The following is an 18,521-nucleotide window of genomic DNA, read 5'->3' as shown; positions in this document are numbered from 1 at the left end:
GCCGCGCCGACCAGCCACTGCTGGAACGAAACGACTGGCTCGAGCTCCTCCGCCAACGCGGCTTCCCCCACGCCGCCGCCCTGCCCCAACCGCCAGCCCAACTCGCCGACGCCCCACAAATTCTCCTAGTGGCGCAAAAAGAAGAACAGCCAGCCTTAACACCAACCGAACCGACTCTGCTCCGAGTCCCTGCCGCTCGCGAAATTCCCGCGACTGTCGCAAACCATGACCATTGCGACGACCAAGAGCAGCTAACTCATTATCTGCGTGACTTGTTTGCTCGCATGCTGCGACTGCCCCCCGAGGAGCTGCGCCCCGACGCCAACTTCATGGACCTCGGCTTCGACTCGATTATTGCATTGCAACTACGCAAAGCGCTGCAAGAAGAAACGGGGCACGAATTCGAATCGACAATCTTATTCCGCTATGCCTCGGTGCGAGCTTTGGCCGGCCATCTGGTAAAGCGCGGCGTGGCGGCACCAGTAGCCGCGACGCACAGTGATAGTGATAACGAATCGATTGCCACCGCCCCGTCACTCACGCCAACGAGGCCGGCGGCGAAGCCAAATCAACCGGTAGCTGTCAAACCGACTCAGAAAATTGAGGATGGCGACATTGCCATCGTCGGCATGGCATGCCGCATGCCGGGCGCCCGCAATATTGAGCAGTTCTGGCAGAACCTGCGGCGGGGGGTCGAATCGGTGCATGAAGTGCCCGCCAATCGCTGGGACTGGCGAACGACCTACGATCCGAGCGGAGCGACCGGATCGACTCGCAGCAAATGGGGCGGGTTCATCGACCGTATTGACGAATTCGAGCCGGGCTTCTTCCAGTTGTCACCGCACGAAGCGCGATTCATGGACCCGCAGCAGCGACTGTTCTTGGAGGTGGCTTGGGAGTGCTTTGAAAGGGCGGGGTATTGCCCTGACGAGTTAACGGATCGTCGCTGCGGCGTATTCGTGGGGGTGAACGCCAGCGAATACTCGGCGTTAATTCATCAGAGCGAAGAGGCCAGCGATCCGCACACGCAATCGGGCAACGCAGTGTCGATGGTGGCGACGCGCGTGTCGTATCTGCTCAACCTGAAGGGCCCCAGCCTGACGGTCGACACCGCCTGCTCCTCCTCGCTGGTGGCCGTCCACTTGGCCTGCCAGAGCCTACGAACTAGCGAAGCCGAAATGGCGATCGCCGGAGGCGCGAACCTGATTCTGAATCCCGCCGGAATGGTGATGGTGAGCCAATACGGCATGCTGGCCGCCGACGGAAAATGCAAGACATTTGACGATCGGGCCGACGGCTTTGTGCGCGGCGAAGGGGTTGCCAGCGTATTGCTCAAGCCGCTACACGCCGCACTGCGCGATGGCGATCAGGTGCTGGCCGTCATCAAGGCGACGGCGATCAACAACGACGGACACGCCAAGGCCGGACTCGCAGCGCCCAGCCCCCAGGCGCAAGAAGAAGTGATCGTGGCGGCGCAGCGCTTTGCCCAGATCGATCCGGCGACCATTGGTTATTTGGAGGCGCATGGCACGGGGACCGAACTGGGCGATCCGATCGAAGTGGATGGGTTGTCGCAGGCCTTTGTCCGTGATGGTCGCGGCTACGGATATTGCGCGATCGGCTCGGTGAAAACCAATGTCGGTCACTTGGAATCGGCCGCTGGCATCGCGGGACTGTTGAAGGCAACGCTTGCGCTGGGGCATCAAGAGCTGCCGCCGACCTTGCATGTGACGACTCCGAATCGGCACATCTCGTTTGAATCGAGCCCCTTCTATGTCAACGATCGGCTGCGCCCCTGGAAGTTGGCCACTACGGGAGACGATCGTCGCCGCGCGGGCGTCAGCGCCTTTGGCTTTGGCGGCACCAATGTGCATGTGGTGCTCGAAGAAGCGCCGCGGCCTAGAGAAACGACCGGCAACGACCGCAGGGCGGAAGAAGCAGCGCAGTTACTGGTGGTGTCTGCTCGAAGCGAGAAGAGTTTGGAATCGCTGCGACAAGCCTACCAAGACGAATTGACGTTGCGCACGGATTTGAATTTGCTCGATGTCTGTCGCACGGCGGCGCTGGGACGTCGGCATCACGAAGTGCGGCTGGCCATTGTGGTCGATCAACCAGGGCAAGCAATCGACAAGCTGGAACTTGCGTCGCTCTCTCGCGACCGCGAGAGATTGGAAAAGTTCCTGGTCTACCAAAGCCATAGCGAACAGCCTGCGGAACGGCGACTGGAAAAGCTCGTCGCCAAATTGCAGGAATTCTCGCCTGGTATCGTGGCGACGGCGCTGGCGCTCGCCATGGGCGAACGGGCGAGCGAGGTTCGCGCCGCGATTGGAAAGTCCGCGACAGCGCCACTCTCGTTGGCGGAGTTGCGGAGCGATGCAACGCGATGGGCAGAGCTGCTCCAGGCGCTAGCGCTATTCTATGTGAACGGCGTCGATGTTCATTGGAGCAAGTTTTACGAGAATTGCGGCCACGAGCGCGTTTCGTTACCGACCTACCCGTTTGATCGGCAACGCTATTGGGTGAAGACGACGATCGGCGCGGCCACTCCGTTGGTTGGCGAAACACCGGCGGCAGCGGTGGTCGCGGCGCCGGCACCGCGACCTGCAGCACCACAAATTGAGCTGCCGAACCAGCAGTGGATGTTCGCCACCACATGGCGTCCATTGAGCGGCGAAGACTCGCGAGCGCCGCGCGGCAATCTGCGGGTGGCGCTCTTTTGCGACGAGGCGAGATGGTCGAACGAAATGGCGGCGCGGATGCGATCGGCGGGCGCCGAGGTGCTGCGAATCGAGGCCGGCGATCGCCTGAGCTTCCAGGACGCTGACAAGCTGATCATGCGACCCGGCAAACGACGAGACTACGAGCAATTGGCGCGGCATCTGGCGGATCGTGGTTGGGACCACGCCGTGATCGTTCATACCTGGACCAGCGGCGCGACGGAAGCGAAAGAAGCGCTCGAGCGCGGCGTGCATAGCTTGCATCAGTTGACCCGCGCATTGACCGCGCAGCATGGCAAGTGGCATGGCGAACTGCGGGTGGTGGCATCGGGAGACAATGACACTGATCGAGCGGAGGCCGCTCCGGCGGCGACGGCGCTGGCCGCGCTGGTCAAGTCGATCGCGCTCGAGCAGCCGGGATGGAAGGCACAATACATCGAACTGGGCGCCGCGGAGCCCGATTCGCGGACCGTGACGGCGCTGGCCGAGGAGCTATTGAAAGCTCCGCAAGAGGAAGCGATCGAGTGGCGATCCGGGGTTTGGGGTCGCCAGGTCATTGAGCCACTCGATATCGCGAACTGCGCAACGCGCGCGCTGCCATTGCGCGAGGGAGGCACGTATCTCATTAGCGGCGGGCTGGGGGGCATTGGGCTGGCGCTTGCCGAGCGGCTGCTTTGCCACTGGCGAGCTAAGGTCGCGCTGGTCAGCCGCACGGCGCTACCACCACGCCAAGAGTGGAGCGCGCGTCTGGCGGACTCGACGACCGATGGAAGAAGTCGCCGCTTGATGCGGGCTGCGATGCGGCTGGAGCAATTGGGGGGAAGGTTTGTCACGCTGGCGGCGGATGTGGCTGATCGCGATGCGCTGCGAAAGGCGTGGCGACAGGCGGAGGAAGAACTAGGGCCGATTCACGGGATCTTCCATGCGGCAGGCGTAGCGGAGCATGGTGAGCTGCGAACCAAAAAACGCAAGCAGGTTGAGGCTGTGTTGCGTCCCAAGGCAAACGGCGCGCGCCATCTGTTTGAACTCGCAAGCCAAGGGAGCGTCGAGTTCATGACGCTGTTTTCCTCCGTTGCTGCGTCGATAGGAAGCCCTGGACAGGCGGACTACGCGGCGGCCAACGGATACCTCGATGGCTTTGCCGATTGGGCGACGGCTCGCGGCGTGCCGACGCAATCGATCGAGTGGGGGCTGTGGCAAGATGTTGGCATGGGTCTAGCGGCGCGCGACGCCGCAGTGGCCAGCGGACTGCTGCAAGGCATGGAGACTGGCGCGGCGCTCGCGGCGCTCGAGCAGGCGATAACGCTGAATATATCGCCATTGATCGTGGCGGCGCCGGGCCCGCAGTTTCCCACCAGTGCGGCTAGCGCTGGCGTTGTCGCAGCGCCGATCCAGGAAGCACCAGCCGGGCCGCTTTCGCCGCGCGGCCACGAAGCGATGGAGTCGATGCTCGTCGACCGGCTGGCGCGCGTGTTGGAAGTTGAGCCTGGCGAGATTGATCGCCACAAGAACTTCGCTGAACTGGGCCTCGATTCGATCTTGGTGGTACAATTGACGCGCGATCTGGAAGCGCAGCTTGGGCGCAGTTTGCCGTATACGATCATCCACGAGTATCCGAACATCACGGCACTCGCCAAACATCTATCGGCGCTACTGTCGAGCAGCGGCGTGTGATTCGCGCAAGCCGCGATCGGCCAGCAGTCGATCGGCGATCAATTGCGCCAGCGCGTCGGCGCCGCGCACGGTGAGATGGTAATCATCGTAGAAGCAGTCGAGCTGGGCGTGTAGTTCATCGGCCTCGACCAGTGGCACGCCGTATTCGATTGCGACGCGCCGCGTGGAGGCGTTGAATTGATCGATCGCCTCGCGCAAATGCGCGGCAGTCAACCAACGCCAAGGACCAGGGAACGGCAGAACACGACAGACAACCAGACGAGGCATGGCTTCGGGCGGCATGCTCGCTTGCCACAGCACCGGTTGAGTGACGAGCACCAATTGCGCTCCGCGTCGCCGTACGGCGCTCGCCAACTGCCGTAGCCGCAATTCGTATTCGGCCGCGGCGTAGCGGATATCTGGAATCAATTGATTGCGGGTGAAGGACAACTTGCCGCGCGCGTGCGCGTAGGCAACGCCAGTGGGATCGACATACATGCCGCGGCGCAGCGGGCCGTTCCAAACATCGCGCGCCAGCGTGGCGAGCGCCGATTGTTGCCAGCGCGGCGGGCGCTCGCCGCCGAGATCGAACTGGAACACGTAGCGCATCAGGTCGGAGGCACCAACCAGCGCCACGACCATGTCTTGCGAGCGGACTAGCGGCGACTCGCGCACGAAGCGCGCGTGCTGCGCAGCGGCATAGTCGCAGTGACCGGCGTTGAGAACACAAAAGCGCGCGGGACGCGATTGTTCGAGAATTGCCTGCAAACGCGCGGGCCAGGTGGCCGCATCGTCGAGAAAGAGACATTCGGTGGTGCTGCCGCCAAGGCAAAAGACGCGCGTCGATTGCTTCGCGCAACCGGATACTCCGGTCCCACGAAATCCATACGCATCGTACGACACCCGCGCGCGGGGAGAGGCGCCAGGATAGGCCACCGGATCGGGGGTCAGTTGAAACGACAGACCAGGGCGGCGGAGATGAAACGCCGCATGCCGATTACTGGCGCGCAGCCACCACTCGGCGGCCAAGGCCGCCGTAAGCAGCGCCGCGAATAGCAGCAGACCGCGCGGCGCGGCATGACGCCAATCGCAGTGGACGCGTCGGCGCGCCATCGCAATGAAAAGAACGACAGCGCACAGCGCCGCTAGAATTAGAGGGCTCGGCCGCCAGCCGGAGCGCAGCGCCCAGGCAGTGTCGGCAACCAACAACAGGAGCGGCACGGCGCAGCAGGCCATGGCAATGGCCTGCCAGAACGAGCGCGACCGAGCGTAACGTTCCGCCATGAGCAAAGTTTCAGACGTGTGTGGAGCGCGGCATGGCAGAGGCCACGCGGGCAACTGTTTTGGAGCGCGTACGAAACCAACCATACGCGACGCCGATCACGATGACCGCCAAGGCAAGCGGAAGCCAATACGCTGCAACGCGATCTGCTGAAGTGGGAGCGGCGGGCACTGCGGACGGATCGCGCGGCCGAGCGACGTGCAGATAGCCAATCATCATCTCCTGCCAGGTTTGATCGCCCCAACGCACGATCGCGGCCGGATCGGGATTCACTCGGTTATCGGCGGAGTTGTCGTAGTGGGCCACGCAGCAGATGCGGGTGCCGCGCGGCATGGGCTTGGACTTTTGCAATCGGTAATCGTATTGCCAATTGAAATCAAAATTGGGGATTTCCAACAGCACTTCGCGCTGGCCATTGGGGTACAGCGCATGAAAGCAAAACGATTTGCCACGCAGGTGCATGTGGGGATGCAAAGCGACCAGCTTGGCATCGCTGGCGAATTCGTACCACGACACAACCTCGGTATCTGGCGCGCCGGGCGGGATGATAAAATTGTTGTTCACGGCCAAGGCAATATCCAGCGCGTAGCGCACCTCTTCCTGCTTGGCGAACCATAGGGCCATGTAACTGCGATCTTTTTGAACGGCGCCGCTCGGCGAGTAGTGCATTTGAAAAACGAGCCGCGAACCAGCGGGCACGTGTCGCGCCACACCGGGTTCGTACACCAGGCCGCGCAAGCCGGGCGAGTAGGCCCACAGCAAGTAGTTGGTGAGGCTTTCTCGCGTGTAGCGGCCGATCATCTCGGGGAGCACAAGAAAGACGTTGATGTGATGCACGACCGAACGGCTGCCGGGACGACATTCCATCGCGCGCAGCCAATGATCTTCAGTGAAGCCGGGATCGACTTCAAAGTATTGATATTCGATTGATCCTTCGGCGGGGACGACAAAGGGTTTGTCGCTCATGTAGACGATTTGATCGGGATTGGGGATGGTCCAACCTTGCGGAAAGGCCTTCGGCGGCGGCGCTTCGGCAGGATCGCCCTCGGGCGCGCCCTGACGAACCCACTCGGCAATTAGTTCGCGTTCCGCGCTCGACAAGCGAATGTCGTTGACGAACTCGCCATGCTCGGGACTGGCGTGCCAGGGAGGCATCCGCCCCTCGGCCACCACCTCGGCGATCATCGCCTCCCAGCCTTGCACCTCTGGATAGCTGAGAAACGACATCGGCCCGATCTCGCCCGGCCGGTGGCACTCCTGGCAGTGCGCCTGAAAGATCGGCGCAATCTGCCGCGACCAGGTGACCGGATCGCCCGTGGGCGCGGGGGGCGTCTTGGAGATGCGACCAATCCAGCAGCCAGGGGCCGTGGTGCGCGCCGTGGGAGGATCGGCCCCTTGCAGCAACGCCGCAATGGCGGCGCGCAGGTCGCGCTGTTGCACACGTGCGCCGGCAATGCCGGGGCGGTACTGATCGTCGATGCGCCCCCGGTAGCGAATCGTCCCTGCCGCGTCCAACACATACGCCTCGGGCGTGCGTTCCGCCCCTAAGGCGTCGGCCACCACGTTGTTCAGGTCTTTCAGCAAGGGGAACGGGAAGTGGTGGCGCGCGGCGTATTGCGACACTTCTTGCGGCGTGTCCTGGCGATTCGAGTCGATTCCCACCAAACGCACCCCTTGCGACTCGAACTCGGTCGCCAATTCCGTCAGCCGCGGCGCGTACAAGTTGGCCAAGGGACATTCCACCCCTAGAAACAACAGCACCGTCAAACGCTCGCCAGACAACTCCGACAGCGCGCGCTCGCGGCCCTGCAGGTCGCGCAAGCGAAACTCCTCCACACGCTCTCCTGGCTCCATCCCGTGGCAATACAGCGGCGGAGACAAGAAAAATATCAGCAACAGGCTCCGCATCATGAGACGCTCGCGGACAAACGCGGTTTACGGCCACGCCACCAGACTAGCGCTAGCGCCAAGCCGACCAGCGCCAAGGCGGCGGCGATGGCCAACGTGTATTGCGGATACCACCAAAAGCTGGGATCGAACGAGCGCGGACCGACACCGACGCCACGGCGCAGGTCTTGATTGGCCGGCGCGATGGCGAACGAGCCAATCATCATTTCGTCCCAGCTTTGATCGCCCCAACGTATCGTCTTATTGGGATCGGGATTGAAGGGATTGTCGGCCGAGTTGTCGTAGTGGGCGACGCATTGCATTACGCTGCCGCGCGGCACGGTGCGCGGTTCGACAAATTGATAATTGGTTTGCCAGCCGAACTCGAAGCGCGGCACGTCGAGCAAGATCTCGCGGCGGCCGTCGGGCGAGATCAGATCGAAGCGAAACGATTTTCCGCGCACGTGCATGTGCGGACTGAGCGAATAGAGAATGGAATCCTCATCGAAGCGATACGAAGAATCGACGCGAAAGTTGGCGGAGCCTGGCGGAATGGAGAACGAATCGTTGCCGCAAAGGACGCAGTACATCTGCTTTTCGACTTCGTCGGGGCGCGCGAACATCAGGCCGATCGAGCTGCGATCTTCTTGCACTGTACCGTTGGGGGTGTAGTGCATTTCGAACAGAAAGGTGGACCCGGCCGGCACAAAGAAGGCACGGCCTTGGTACTTGGAATGGACCTGCACTTTGCCCGGCGCGTAGCCGCTGAGCAGATTAATGCGTTTGCCGAGTTGCAACCGAAAGGGGACGCCGGGCGGCTTGTAGTAGACCGTGACATGATGCACGACGGCCCGATTGCCGGGACGACACTCGGCGGCTTTGATCCACTTGTCCTCGGTGAAGCCAGGATCGGCCTCGAACCACTGATATTCGACGGCGCCTTCGGCGGGGACGACAAAGGGTTTGTCGCTCATGTAGACGATTTGATCGGGATTGGGGATGGTCCAACCTTGCGGAAACGCTTGGGGCGGAGGCGCTTCGGCAGGATCGCCCTCGGGCGCGCCCTGACGAACCCACTCGGCAATTAGTTCGCGCTCCGCGCTCGACAAGCGAATGTCGTTGACGAACTCGCCATGCTCGGGACTGGCGTGCCAGGGAGGCATCCGCCCCTCGGCCACCACCTCGGCGATCATCGCCTCCCAGCCTTGCACCTCTGGATAGCTGAGAAACGACATCGGCCCGATCTCGCCCGGCCGGTGGCACTCCTGGCAGTGCGCCTGAAAGATCGGCGCAATCTGCCGCGACCAGGTGACCGGATCGCCCGTGGGCGCGGGGGGCGTCTTGGAGATGCGACCAATCCAGCAGCCAGGGGCCGTGGTGCGCGCCGTGGGAGGATCGGCCCCTTGCAGCAACGCCGCAATGGCGGCGCGCAGGTCGCGCTGTTGCACACGTGCGCCGGCAATGCCGGGGCGGTACTGATCGTCGATGCGCCCCCGGTAGCGAATCGTCCCTGCCGCGTCCAACACATACGCCTCGGGCGTGCGTTCCGCCCCTAAGGCGTCGGCCACCACGTTGTTCAGGTCTTTCAGCAAGGGGAACGGGAAGTGGTGGCGCGCGGCGTATTGCGACACTTCTTGCGGCGTGTCCTGGCGATTCGAGTCGATTCCCACCAAACGCACCCCTTGCGACTCGAACTCGGTCGCCAATTCCGTCAGCCGCGGCGCGTACAAGTTGGCCAAGGGACATTCCACCCCTAGAAACAACAGCACCGTCAAACGCTCGCCAGACAACTCCGACAGCGCGCGCTCGCGGCCCTGCAGGTCGCGCAAGCGAAACTCCTCCACTCGCTCCCCCGGCTCCATCCCGTGGCAATACAGCGGCGGAGACAACAAGAGCCAGAGCAACCAGAGAGATTTGGAGTGTTTCGACACGCGTTACACAGTCGTGGCGGGGGTGGCGGCTGCCGGAGCCCCTATTTTATTAGCCCGCAACCTGCCCGTAAAACGAAGAATTGAACACATTTTCAATTGGATGAAATGGAAGTCGGCGTGGTGTTAGACTTAAAGTTCATGTCGATCGCCGCAGAAATTTTTTGGCGCCGCCTTTTAACGCTCGATCGCCGCGCGATTGCGCGCTGGCTGTTGGTGGGCATTGTGTCGCTGTGCGCCTCAAAAGTGTGCAGAGCAACGGAGCCGGAACAGTTTTTTGAGCAGCGCGTTCATCCGATCTTGGCCGGCACTTGCGCCAAGTGCCACTCCGGGGCAAGCCCCAAGGGCGGACTGGATGCGACAAGTCGCGAGGGGTTGCTACGCGGGGGGAAGCGCGGGCCAGCGATTGTGCCGGGAGACAGCGAGGCGAGCCGACTGATTCAGGCGGTGCGACATTCGCCAGCCGCCGAGTTGAAGATGCCCCCCAAAGAGGCGCTACCGAGCGCGGCTGTCGCCGATCTGAGCGCATGGATCGCGGAGGGGGCGCCTTGGCCAAAAGCACATGCGGCGACCGACGACGCTTTGCAACACTGGTCGCTATTGCCGCCGCAAGAATCGGCCACAGGGCGTGCGGAGGCGCCGTCGGCGACGGCTTGGATCGACGCCGCTATTGCCAAACGCGCCGGCGAGGCCGGTTTGACGCTGGCGCCGCCGGCCGATCGCGGCACACTGATCCGCCGGATGACGTACGACCTATTGGGGTTGCCGCCGACGCCGGAGGAGGTGCAGGCATTTGTGAATGACGACTCGGAACAGGCGGTGGAACGTGTCGTCGATCGGTTGCTGGCGAACCCTCGCTATGGAGAGCGCTGGGCCCGGCACTGGCTCGATCTGGTTCGCTACGCGGATACGGACGGCCACGAATTTGATACGGACAAGCCCAACGCGTTTCGCTATCGCGATTATGTGATCGACGCATTCAATCGAGATGTGCCTTACGGCCAGTTTGTGCGCGAGCAAATTGCGGGAGACTTGCTGCCGGCGGCGGAACAACGCGCCAGCGCCGATGGCGGCTTGTGCGTGTCGCCAATCGGGACGTGCTTTTGGCAATTGGGCGAGACGCAGAATAACCCGGTCGACATGGAGCGCGAGCAGGCCAACCAGGTTGAAAATCAGCTTGATGTGCTGGGCAAGGCGGTGCTGGGATTGACGATTGGCTGCGCGCGCTGCCACGACCATAAGACCGACCCGATCGCGACGGTCGACTATTACGCCTTGGCGGGGTTCTTGTACAGCAGCGAAAAGTCGTATCAATGCGTCGATAACGCGGCACGCGTGGCTGAGCAATCGCGTTGTCGCGAGGAGTTTGCGCGGATCGCGGGTGAGCAGGCAGCGCTCGCGCGCCGGGCCAATGAAGCGGCGATTGCCTCGCGGTTGAATGACGTGGCCGACTATTTGCTGGCCAGCCGCCGGGTGCTGCGGCGCGAGCCAGATCTGCGCCGCGCGGAAATTGAGTTCATTGCGGATCGCGATGGGCTAAACGCCGCTCGACTGGAACGCTGGACCAGGCACTTGGAGCGGGCGGCCGATCACGGCGACGAGCTGTTCTGGGCATGGAGCCGTTTGATTACTGCCGATGACCGTGACTGGCAGGGAGCCGTGGCCAGGTTGCTAGCCGAGATTCCACGCGACGACGACGATACAACACAACTGGCGGCTGATTTTGACGACGACACTCTCAACGGCTGGGAACGCGCCGGCGCGGCGTTTGTGGCGACTGTGCCCAGTGATAGCGCGGTCACCGGGATCGTAGGCGCGAGCGCGGCCGGCAGCCTGAACGGACCAGACGCGTTGACCGGCAGGCTGACCAGCAAGCGCTTCGCCGTGCCGAAGCCGTATTTGAGTTTTCGCATCGCAGGGGGAAAAGACGCCGAACGGCTGCGATTGAGCCTGTGCATCAACGGCCAGGCCTTGGGCGCGTTGTCGAAGACCGGCCGCGACAGCAAGCACTTGGAAACGGAATTTGTCGACGTGCATACCCTGGTCGGCAAAGAGGCGTATCTGGAGATTGTGGACGAGAGTCGCGAGGGGGGGATCGCGGTCGACGAGATTCGCTGGTCGGATCAGCCACCCAGCGCTGCGCCGACGATACCACAAGATGTTCAAGCGGCGATGACGGCATCTGGAAGCGCGAGAGAATTGGCGCGGAGCTACCAGGAGCTATTGAGCCGATCGGCCGCGGCCCGTGGTCGGACTGGAATCGTCGCCGAATGGTTGGCGCGCGACGACCAACCGCTGTGCCTGGCCGACGACGAGTTGGGGGACTTTCTGGCTGAGCCGGAACGCCAACGGTGGCAAGAACTGACGCAAGCGCGAGCGCGCCTGGAACAGGCATGTCCCGAGAGCGCGATTGCACTAGTCACGCGCGAAGGAATACCGCAAGACGCTTGGCAGCATCTGCGAGGGGAGCATACCAGCCGCGGACCGCGGATCGCGCGGGGGGTGTTGCCGGCGGTGGCGCCAAGCGTAGACAGCATCGACCGCACGCGGAGCGGCCGGTTGGAGTTGGCGCAGTGGCTGACTTCGCCAGAGAACCCGCTGACGACGCGGGTGATTGTGAATCGGGTGTGGCAGCATCATTTTGGCGCGGGGCTCGTGCCGACCAGCGACAATTTTGGCGTCTCCGGGCAACCGCCAAGTCACCCGCAATTGCTCGACGATCTGGCGCTATGGCTGATGCGCCACGGTTGGTCGCTCAAGCAACTGCACCGATCGATCCTGCTTTCGGCGACGTACCAGCAGGCGGCCACGCCCAGCCGGCACGCCATGGAAACCGACGCCGAGAATCGGCTGCTGTCGCATTGGTCGCCGCAACGACTCGATGCCGAGTGCATTCGCGACGCGCTGTTGGCCGTGGCCGGCAACCTGAATCCGGCGATGGGAGGGCCGAGCGTGCCGTGGCACGTGCCGGCAGGGATCGAAGGGCGCGACGTGCCGACGTTGTCGGGGCCGCTAGATGGCGACCGCCGGCGGAGCATCTACTTGGAGGTGCGGCGCAACCACCTGACGGGGCTGTTGGCGGATTTCGGCTTTCCGCGTCCGACCGGCACGGTCGGCGTGCGATCTTCGTCCAGCATGCCGAGTCAAGCGCTGGCACTACTCAATCATCGCTTCGTGGCCGATCAAGCCAAACAGTGGGCGAAGCGAATTTTGGAGAGCGCCGAAACGGGCGACGAGCGCGTGGCGCGAATGTATTGGGAGGCGTTCGCCCGGCCGCCGGTGGAGGCGGAGCAGCATGCGGCGCTAACGTTCGTTGAGCGCCAGCGAGCGGAGTACACCAAGTTGAACCGCCAAGCGCGCGAGGCGGACCTATTGGCCTGGGCCGACTTGGCGCAAGCGCTCATAAACACTGGCGAATTCATCGTGATTCGCTAGTGATCGTCGGGCAAATCGGCTGATGGCATCGATCTGGGCGGGATACTAGAATCGAACTTACGCCCGTCGCAGGCCGCGATACGTCGCGCGAGCGGCGTCATTCTCCGCGAACGTCCCTATTCGCACGTCGCTCCATGAATTTGCTCACCGACGCCACCCGCCTGAATCGCCGCCAAGCGCTATTGCGCTGGGCCAACGGATTTGGCGGTTTGGCGCTTTGCGGCTTGGCGTCGTGCAGTCGCAGCCACGCGCCGACAGCGGCGACCGCAGCATCCCGCGGGAAAGCGAAGAACGTCATTTTTTTGTACATGGACGGCGGCCCATCGCAGATCGACACTTTTGATCCTAAGCCGCGACTGGCGCGCGAGCATGGACAGGCGATTCAGCTACGCACGCCGGCGACGCAATTTCAGATTGGGCGGCGCGTATTGAAGTCGCCGTTTCGCTTTGCGCGATATGGCGCTTCGGGGGCCGAGGTGAGCGAGTTGTTTCCGGCGGTGGCGACCTGCGTCGATGAGATCGCATTCGTGCGGTCGATGGTGTCGGATCACTCGGAGCACACCGCAGCGAACTATTTTTTGCACACCGGTTTTGGCGTGCAGGGGCGGCCGAGCATGGGCGCCTGGGTCGCGTATGGACTGGGAGACGCCAGCGAGAATCTGCCGGGCTTCGTGGTGCTGGACGGAGGAGAGATGCCGCTGGGAGGCGTCGATTGCTTCAGCAACGGGTTTCTACCGGCCAAGCACCAAGCGACGATCTTGCGGCACGGATCGAACCCGATGGACAACCTGTTTCGATTGGAACCGAACGCGCGGTTGCAACGGACCAAGCTGGAACTGATTGGGCAATTGAACCAACAATCACAAGCGGCTTACGCCGGATCCAGCGCATTCGAAGCGACCGTGGACAAGTACGAATTGGCGTTTCGGATGCAGGCCGCCGTGCCGGATTTGCTCGACGTCAGCAGTGAGTCGGCGGCGACGCGGCGGCTGTATGGATTGGACGACAAGGCCACGGCAACCTACGGTCGCCAATGCCTTTTGGCGCGAAGGTTGGTCGAACGGGGCGTGCGCTTTGTGCAGGCGCTGTCGCCCAAGGTGGCGGATTACAATCGCTGGGATCAACATTCGTTTTTGGCCGACCATCATCGCGGCAACGCGCTGGCGGTCGATCGGCCGATTGCCGGTTTGCTCAAGGACCTGCGGAGCCGTGGACTGCTGGACGAGACGTTGGTGCTGTGGGGAGGCGAGTTTGGCCGCACGCCGATGGCCGAGGCGCAACCGCTGGGCAAGGATGGGCGCGACCATAACCCCTTTGGCTTCACCATGTGGATGGCGGGCGGCGGCGTGAAGGCGGGAACCACCTACGGCGCCACCGACGAATATGGTTATTTCGCCGTGGACAACCCGGTGCAGATCCACGATTTGCACGCCACAATCTTGGCGCTGTTGGGCATCGATCACCTGAGCTTGACCTACCCATTCAACGGTCGCGATTTTCGGTTGACGGACGTGTATGGCACAGTGATCGACGAGCTGATTGCCTGAGCCGTGGCGAGCAGCGCTCGCCGAGGCACGATCAAGACAACAAGGAAAAGGAAGATGATTCGATTGTTCTTGGTGTGGTGCGTCTGCGCTGCAACCGTGGTGGCGGCGCGCGGCGCGGAGGAGAACGCAGCGAGCGACGCCACACCGGCGGCCTCGTTTGAAGCCGAACAAGCCAAGTGGACCGAAGCCGTCGACAAGCTGCGCGAGATCGACGCGATGTATCGGCACAGCAACGAGCAGCAACGAGTGAAACTGCGCGCCGACTATTCGGCGTCGCTGGATCAGGCGAACGCGCTGTTGAAGGAGATGTTGCCGTCGATCATCGCCGCCTACAACGCGAACCCCCAAGAAAGCAAGGCAACTGACTTTCTGCGATCGATTGCGCGACTGAGCTTCGACGGCGACCGTTTCGAGCAGGCGCTGGAGCTGGCGCGTTTGTTGGCGCGCGACCATCGCGACGACGCCGTGGCGCTCTCCGTGGCGGGTCACGCGGCGTGGGAACTGGAACTGCTCGACGAGGCGCGCCAGCACTGGGAACGCGCGATCGATTTGGGGAGCCTCGATGCGCAGGGTCAACGGCTTTATGAATCGTTGTCGGAGCGGCGCGCTGTGCTCGACGCAGAACAGGCATTGCAACAAAAAGACGCCACTGCCGACAATCTACCGCAAGTGCTGCTCCACACTACGCGGGGCGACATCGTATTGGAATTATACGAAGACGACGTGCCGAACACTGTCGCCAACTTCATTTCGCTGGTGGAGGACGGATTTTACGACGAGCTGGAGTTCTATCGAGTGGCGGCCGGACTGGGCGCCTTTGGCGGATCGCCCTCGAACGACGGCGTGGGCGGGCCAGGTCATGAGATCTTGATGGAGAAGGGCCTGCGCGGCGATCGCCCGCACGTGCATGGCGCGATCAGCATGACGCCAATAACGGCGACGACCAACGGATCGCAATTCTTTCTCACCCTGCGGCCCAGCGCCGCGCAGCGACTGGACGGCAAGCAAACCGTGTTTGGGCGCGTGGTCGAAGGGATCGACGTGCTGGAACGGTTCCATCGCGTGGACGCTAAATCGAAGAAGACGATCTTCGAGCCCGAGCGGATCATCACGGCCACCGTCCAGCGGAAGCGCGATCACGATTACGCGGCGGTGACCACGGCTGAGTTGGCGCAGCAAAAGTATCTCGCGGGCATGAAGCTGTTCGGCGAGACCAAGTTCAAGGAGGCGGAGGCGGTGTTTCGCGAAGGGCTGAAGCTCGACCCGAAGCATCCCAATTTGAAGTTCGTCGTCGCGGCGTCGCTGTTGAACCAGTTCAACAACAAGGACGGGGAAGTCGTGTTGCGCGAGATTCTGGCGGAGAACCCGAAACACTTGCTGGCGCTGCACTTTTTGGGCTACGTGCTGATGAACGACAATCGCAAGGAAGAGGCGATTCAGCGCTTGGAAGAAGCGCTGAAGGTCAGCCCCAACCACAGGCCCACCATGGAGCTGTTGCGCCAAGCGCGCATGAAATAGATTTGACCGCTACGCGGTGAGCTCCAATTCGGGCTCCTGCAACTTCGCGTCGAGCGCGGCCTGCGTGCTGAGGAATTCGTCGAAGCGATTGCGAAACGCGTCGACCACCGCCGGATCGAAGTGCTTGCCACCTTGCTCTTCGATCATGACGCGGGCGATCTCGGGGTCGTAGGCGGCCTTGTACACGCGCACGCTGGTGAGCGCGTCGAAGACATCGGCCAAGGCGGTGATGCGCGCGGCCAGCGGAATGTCTTCGGCCAAGAGGCCATGCGGGTAGCCCGTGCCGTCCCAACGTTCGTGGTGGTAGCGGGCGATGTCGGCGGCCATCTGCAAAAAACCACCGCAGCCGCTGTGGGCGGCGGCGCGTTCGAGCGCGCCGGCGCCAATCAGGGTGTGCTTTTTGAGGATGGCGAACTCGCGCTCGCTCAAGCGGCCGGGCTTGAGCAAGATAGCGTCGGGAATGCCGACCTTGCCGATGTCGTGCAGCGGACTGGAGCGAAAGATGTCGTCGACAAACTGCTCGTCGATCAGATCGGTGTAGGGGCCGCGGACGTGGAGCTCGTCGGCGAGGATGCGGCAGTAGGAGCGAATGCGCTCGAGATGTTGGCCGGTTTCGGGATCACGCGATTCAGCCAACTGGGCCAGCGCGAAAACGGCCACGTCGCGGGTGTCGACCACGTCGCGCGCCTGCGCGGCCACGGTTTGCTCCAGATTGTCGACGCGCTCGCGCGCTTGCTGGGCCAGTTCCCACTTGCGGGTGAGCGCAATGGCGAGCTGCATCACCTCGACGTTGTCGAACGGCTTTTTGAGGATCAAGAGGCGATCGGTGTAGCCAAGACGTTCGAGCATTTGCTCGAAGGAGTAGTCGGAATGCGCGGTGCAGATAACGATCTGCAAGTTCGGATCGACAGTCCAAAGGCGCTGCGCCGTTTCGATGCCGTCCCAACCGGGAGGCATGCGCACATCGACAAAGGCGACGGCGAATGGTTCGCCGCGCTGCACGGCCTGACGGGCGCATTCGAGGCCGTCTTTACCTTGCAGCGCCGAGGACAGCTCGAACACGGGGCGCGCGACAGAAGAGCGGGCCGGTCGTCCGAACAACGCGGCCGCGGCGCGCGAGAGTTCGGCCGCGACGCGCTCGGGCTTGCCGAGCACTTTGCGAAAATCTTCGTGGATCGACTCATTGTCGTCGACCACGAGCACCCGGCGGTTTTGAACGCCGCTCATACGAGCACCTCGATGGGCTTGAGAGGCAGATCGAGCTTGAAGCTGGCGCCGCAGCCGACGCCGTCGCTGGTGGCCGTCAGGCGGCCGCCCATTTCCTTGGCGGCGTTGGCGCAACTATGCAGGCCAAAGCCATGCCCCATTTGTTTGGTGGTGAAACCGTGCGCGAAAATGCGCGTCATGTTCTCGGCGGGGATGCCGGCCCCGTTGTCGCGGACTTCGATGCGCACCGCTTCATCGGCCGTGCGCTGTATGCTCAGGACGAGCCGCGCATCGAGCCGACCCGACTCGCTGAGCGCGTCGCGGGCGTTTTGCACCAGGTTGACCAGCACTTGCAGCAGCTTTTGCTTTTGCGCGAGCATCTGCGGCAAGGGCGCGTATTGACGGACGATTTCGATGGAGTGCTTTTCGAGGCCCGACGCGTTGAGCCGGACGGCGTCTTCCAGCAGATCGGCCAAGCGCACCGGCTCGACCACGCCCGACACGCCGGCATACGACTGCTGCATGGCCACAATGTCCTTGATGTGGTCGACGTTCTTGCCGAGCACATTGATCTCGCGGACCAGGGCCGCCTGCTCGACCAGAAGTTGTTGACCTAATAGGTGGAGAAAGTGCGGCACCTGCTGGCCGCGCTCGTCGCTGGAGATGAAGTCTCCCAATTGATCGCGATGTTCGTCGAGCAGCCGCGCGACGCGCTCGACCTCTGGGGCGCTGGAGTCGCGCAGTTGTTCGGCGGCGACCGCGCAGGAGACGTTCACGCTGTTGAGCACGTTGCCGACGTTGTGCAAGACGTCGGTGGCAATCTCGGCCATGCCGGCGCGATGGGCGGCGTCGACCAGTTTTTGATGGAGGATGGCCAGTTCTTGCTCGGCGCGTTGCCGTTCGGCGACCTCGCGGCTGAGCTTGAGATTGGTTTGCAGCAACTGCGAGGTGCGCTGCTGCACGCGCGACTCTAGCTGGTCGTGCGCCGCTTGCAGTTCGCGCTCGCCTTGGGCGACCCGTTCGAGCATGGCGTTGAACTCGTCGTACAGCGTGCCGAGCTCGTCGCCAGCCGCCTTTTGCACGCGGAGTGAATAATCGCGCTGCGCGGAGATGCGCTGCGCCGCCGCGGTCAGTCGCACGATCGGCGCGGTGACCAACCCTTGCAAGCGGCTGGAGACAATCACCGACAGGCTGAGCGCGGCGACAGAGACCAGCGACACAATCCGCACATAGTGCAGCAACTCTTGACCGGGATGCCACATGGCGGCGCGCAAATAGACAGCGCCGACGGGCCCGTTTTGATCCGCCACATGACGAAAGACTCCGAAATAGCCGTCGTCCGTATGGA

The 18,521-nt window shown here is 62.8% G+C and carries 9 protein-coding genes; 4 read left to right on the top strand and 5 right to left on the bottom strand.

Going from position 1 to position 18,521, the window contains the following annotated elements:
* Nucleotides 1-284: 284 nt before the first annotated feature.
* Complete coding sequence (locus K1X71_19275) at nt 285-4,391, top strand: SDR family NAD(P)-dependent oxidoreductase (GenBank protein MBX7075289.1); 4,107 nt, start codon at nt 285-287, stop codon at nt 4,389-4,391.
* On the opposite strand, the gene K1X71_19270 is transcribed toward K1X71_19275, so the two are convergent.
* Genes K1X71_19270 through K1X71_19260 form a run of 3 tightly spaced genes read right to left on the bottom strand, consistent with a single transcriptional unit; the run spans nt 4,368 to nt 9,470 of the window.
* Complete coding sequence (locus K1X71_19270) at nt 4,368-5,654, bottom strand: SGNH/GDSL hydrolase family protein (GenBank protein MBX7075288.1); 1,287 nt, start codon at nt 5,652-5,654, stop codon at nt 4,368-4,370. The genes K1X71_19275 and K1X71_19270 overlap by 24 nt on opposite strands.
* Before the next feature lie 10 nt (nt 5,655-5,664).
* Nucleotides 5,665-7,563, bottom strand: coding sequence for a redoxin domain-containing protein (locus K1X71_19265; protein ID MBX7075287.1), 1,899 nt, complete (start codon nt 7,561-7,563; stop codon nt 5,665-5,667).
* Entirely contained in the window at nt 7,560-9,470 is a 1,911-nt protein-coding gene (locus tag K1X71_19260; protein MBX7075286.1) for a redoxin domain-containing protein, read from the bottom strand. The genes K1X71_19265 and K1X71_19260 overlap by 4 nt, the downstream gene beginning before the upstream one ends.
* 138 nt (nt 9,471-9,608) lie before the next feature.
* On the opposite strand from K1X71_19260, the gene K1X71_19255 reads away from it, so the two are divergent.
* From K1X71_19255 to K1X71_19245, 3 genes are all read left to right on the top strand, one after another.
* The gene (locus K1X71_19255; protein ID MBX7075285.1) at nt 9,609-12,902 is read left to right on the top strand and encodes a PSD1 and planctomycete cytochrome C domain-containing protein; all 3,294 of its coding nucleotides are present in this window, start codon (nt 9,609-9,611) and stop codon (nt 12,900-12,902) included.
* A 134-nt stretch (nt 12,903-13,036) separates the two neighbouring features.
* The gene (locus tag K1X71_19250) at nt 13,037-14,449 is read left to right on the top strand and encodes a DUF1501 domain-containing protein (GenBank protein MBX7075284.1); all 1,413 of its coding nucleotides are present in this window, start codon (nt 13,037-13,039) and stop codon (nt 14,447-14,449) included.
* Between the two features lie 54 nt (nt 14,450-14,503).
* Nucleotides 14,504-15,967 carry a peptidylprolyl isomerase gene (locus K1X71_19245; GenBank protein MBX7075283.1) on the top strand — a complete coding sequence of 488 codons (1,464 nt, stop codon included), beginning with the start codon at nt 14,504-14,506 and terminating at the stop codon, nt 15,965-15,967.
* A 9-nt stretch (nt 15,968-15,976) separates the two neighbouring features.
* On the opposite strand, the gene K1X71_19240 is transcribed toward K1X71_19245, so the two are convergent.
* Nucleotides 15,977-17,194, bottom strand: a complete 1,218-nt coding sequence (locus K1X71_19240; protein MBX7075282.1) for an HD domain-containing protein — start codon at nt 17,192-17,194, stop codon at nt 15,977-15,979.
* Nucleotides 17,191-18,521: HAMP domain-containing protein (locus K1X71_19235; GenBank protein MBX7075281.1), on the bottom strand; the 1,331-nt coding region annotated here is incomplete at its 5' end. The genes K1X71_19235 and K1X71_19240, both read right to left, overlap by 4 nt.

The sequence above is a fragment of the Pirellulales bacterium genome, from assembly GCA_019694455.1.
Taxonomy (GTDB): domain Bacteria; phylum Planctomycetota; class Planctomycetia; order Pirellulales; family JAEUIK01; genus JAIBBY01.
The sequence above is the reverse complement of the archived record's forward strand: the minus strand, read 5'-3'. Positions and strand labels throughout refer to the sequence as shown.

What these genes read in the sequence shown, in the direction of transcription:
- K1X71_19275 (MBX7075289.1), top strand. Translation starts at nt 285, where the DNA reads ATGCTGCGACTGCCCCCCGAGGAGCTGCGCCCCGACGCCAACTTCATG.
- K1X71_19270 (MBX7075288.1), bottom strand. Translation starts at nt 5,654, where the DNA reads ATGGCGGAACGTTACGCTCGGTCGCGCTCGTTCTGGCAGGCCATTGCC.
- K1X71_19265 (MBX7075287.1), bottom strand. Translation starts at nt 7,563, where the DNA reads ATGATGCGGAGCCTGTTGCTGATATTTTTCTTGTCTCCGCCGCTGTAT.
- K1X71_19255 (MBX7075285.1), top strand. Translation starts at nt 9,609, where the DNA reads ATGTCGATCGCCGCAGAAATTTTTTGGCGCCGCCTTTTAACGCTCGAT.
- K1X71_19250 (MBX7075284.1), top strand. Translation starts at nt 13,037, where the DNA reads ATGAATTTGCTCACCGACGCCACCCGCCTGAATCGCCGCCAAGCGCTA.
- K1X71_19245 (MBX7075283.1), top strand. Translation starts at nt 14,504, where the DNA reads ATGATTCGATTGTTCTTGGTGTGGTGCGTCTGCGCTGCAACCGTGGTG.
- K1X71_19240 (MBX7075282.1), bottom strand. Translation starts at nt 17,194, where the DNA reads ATGAGCGGCGTTCAAAACCGCCGGGTGCTCGTGGTCGACGACAATGAG.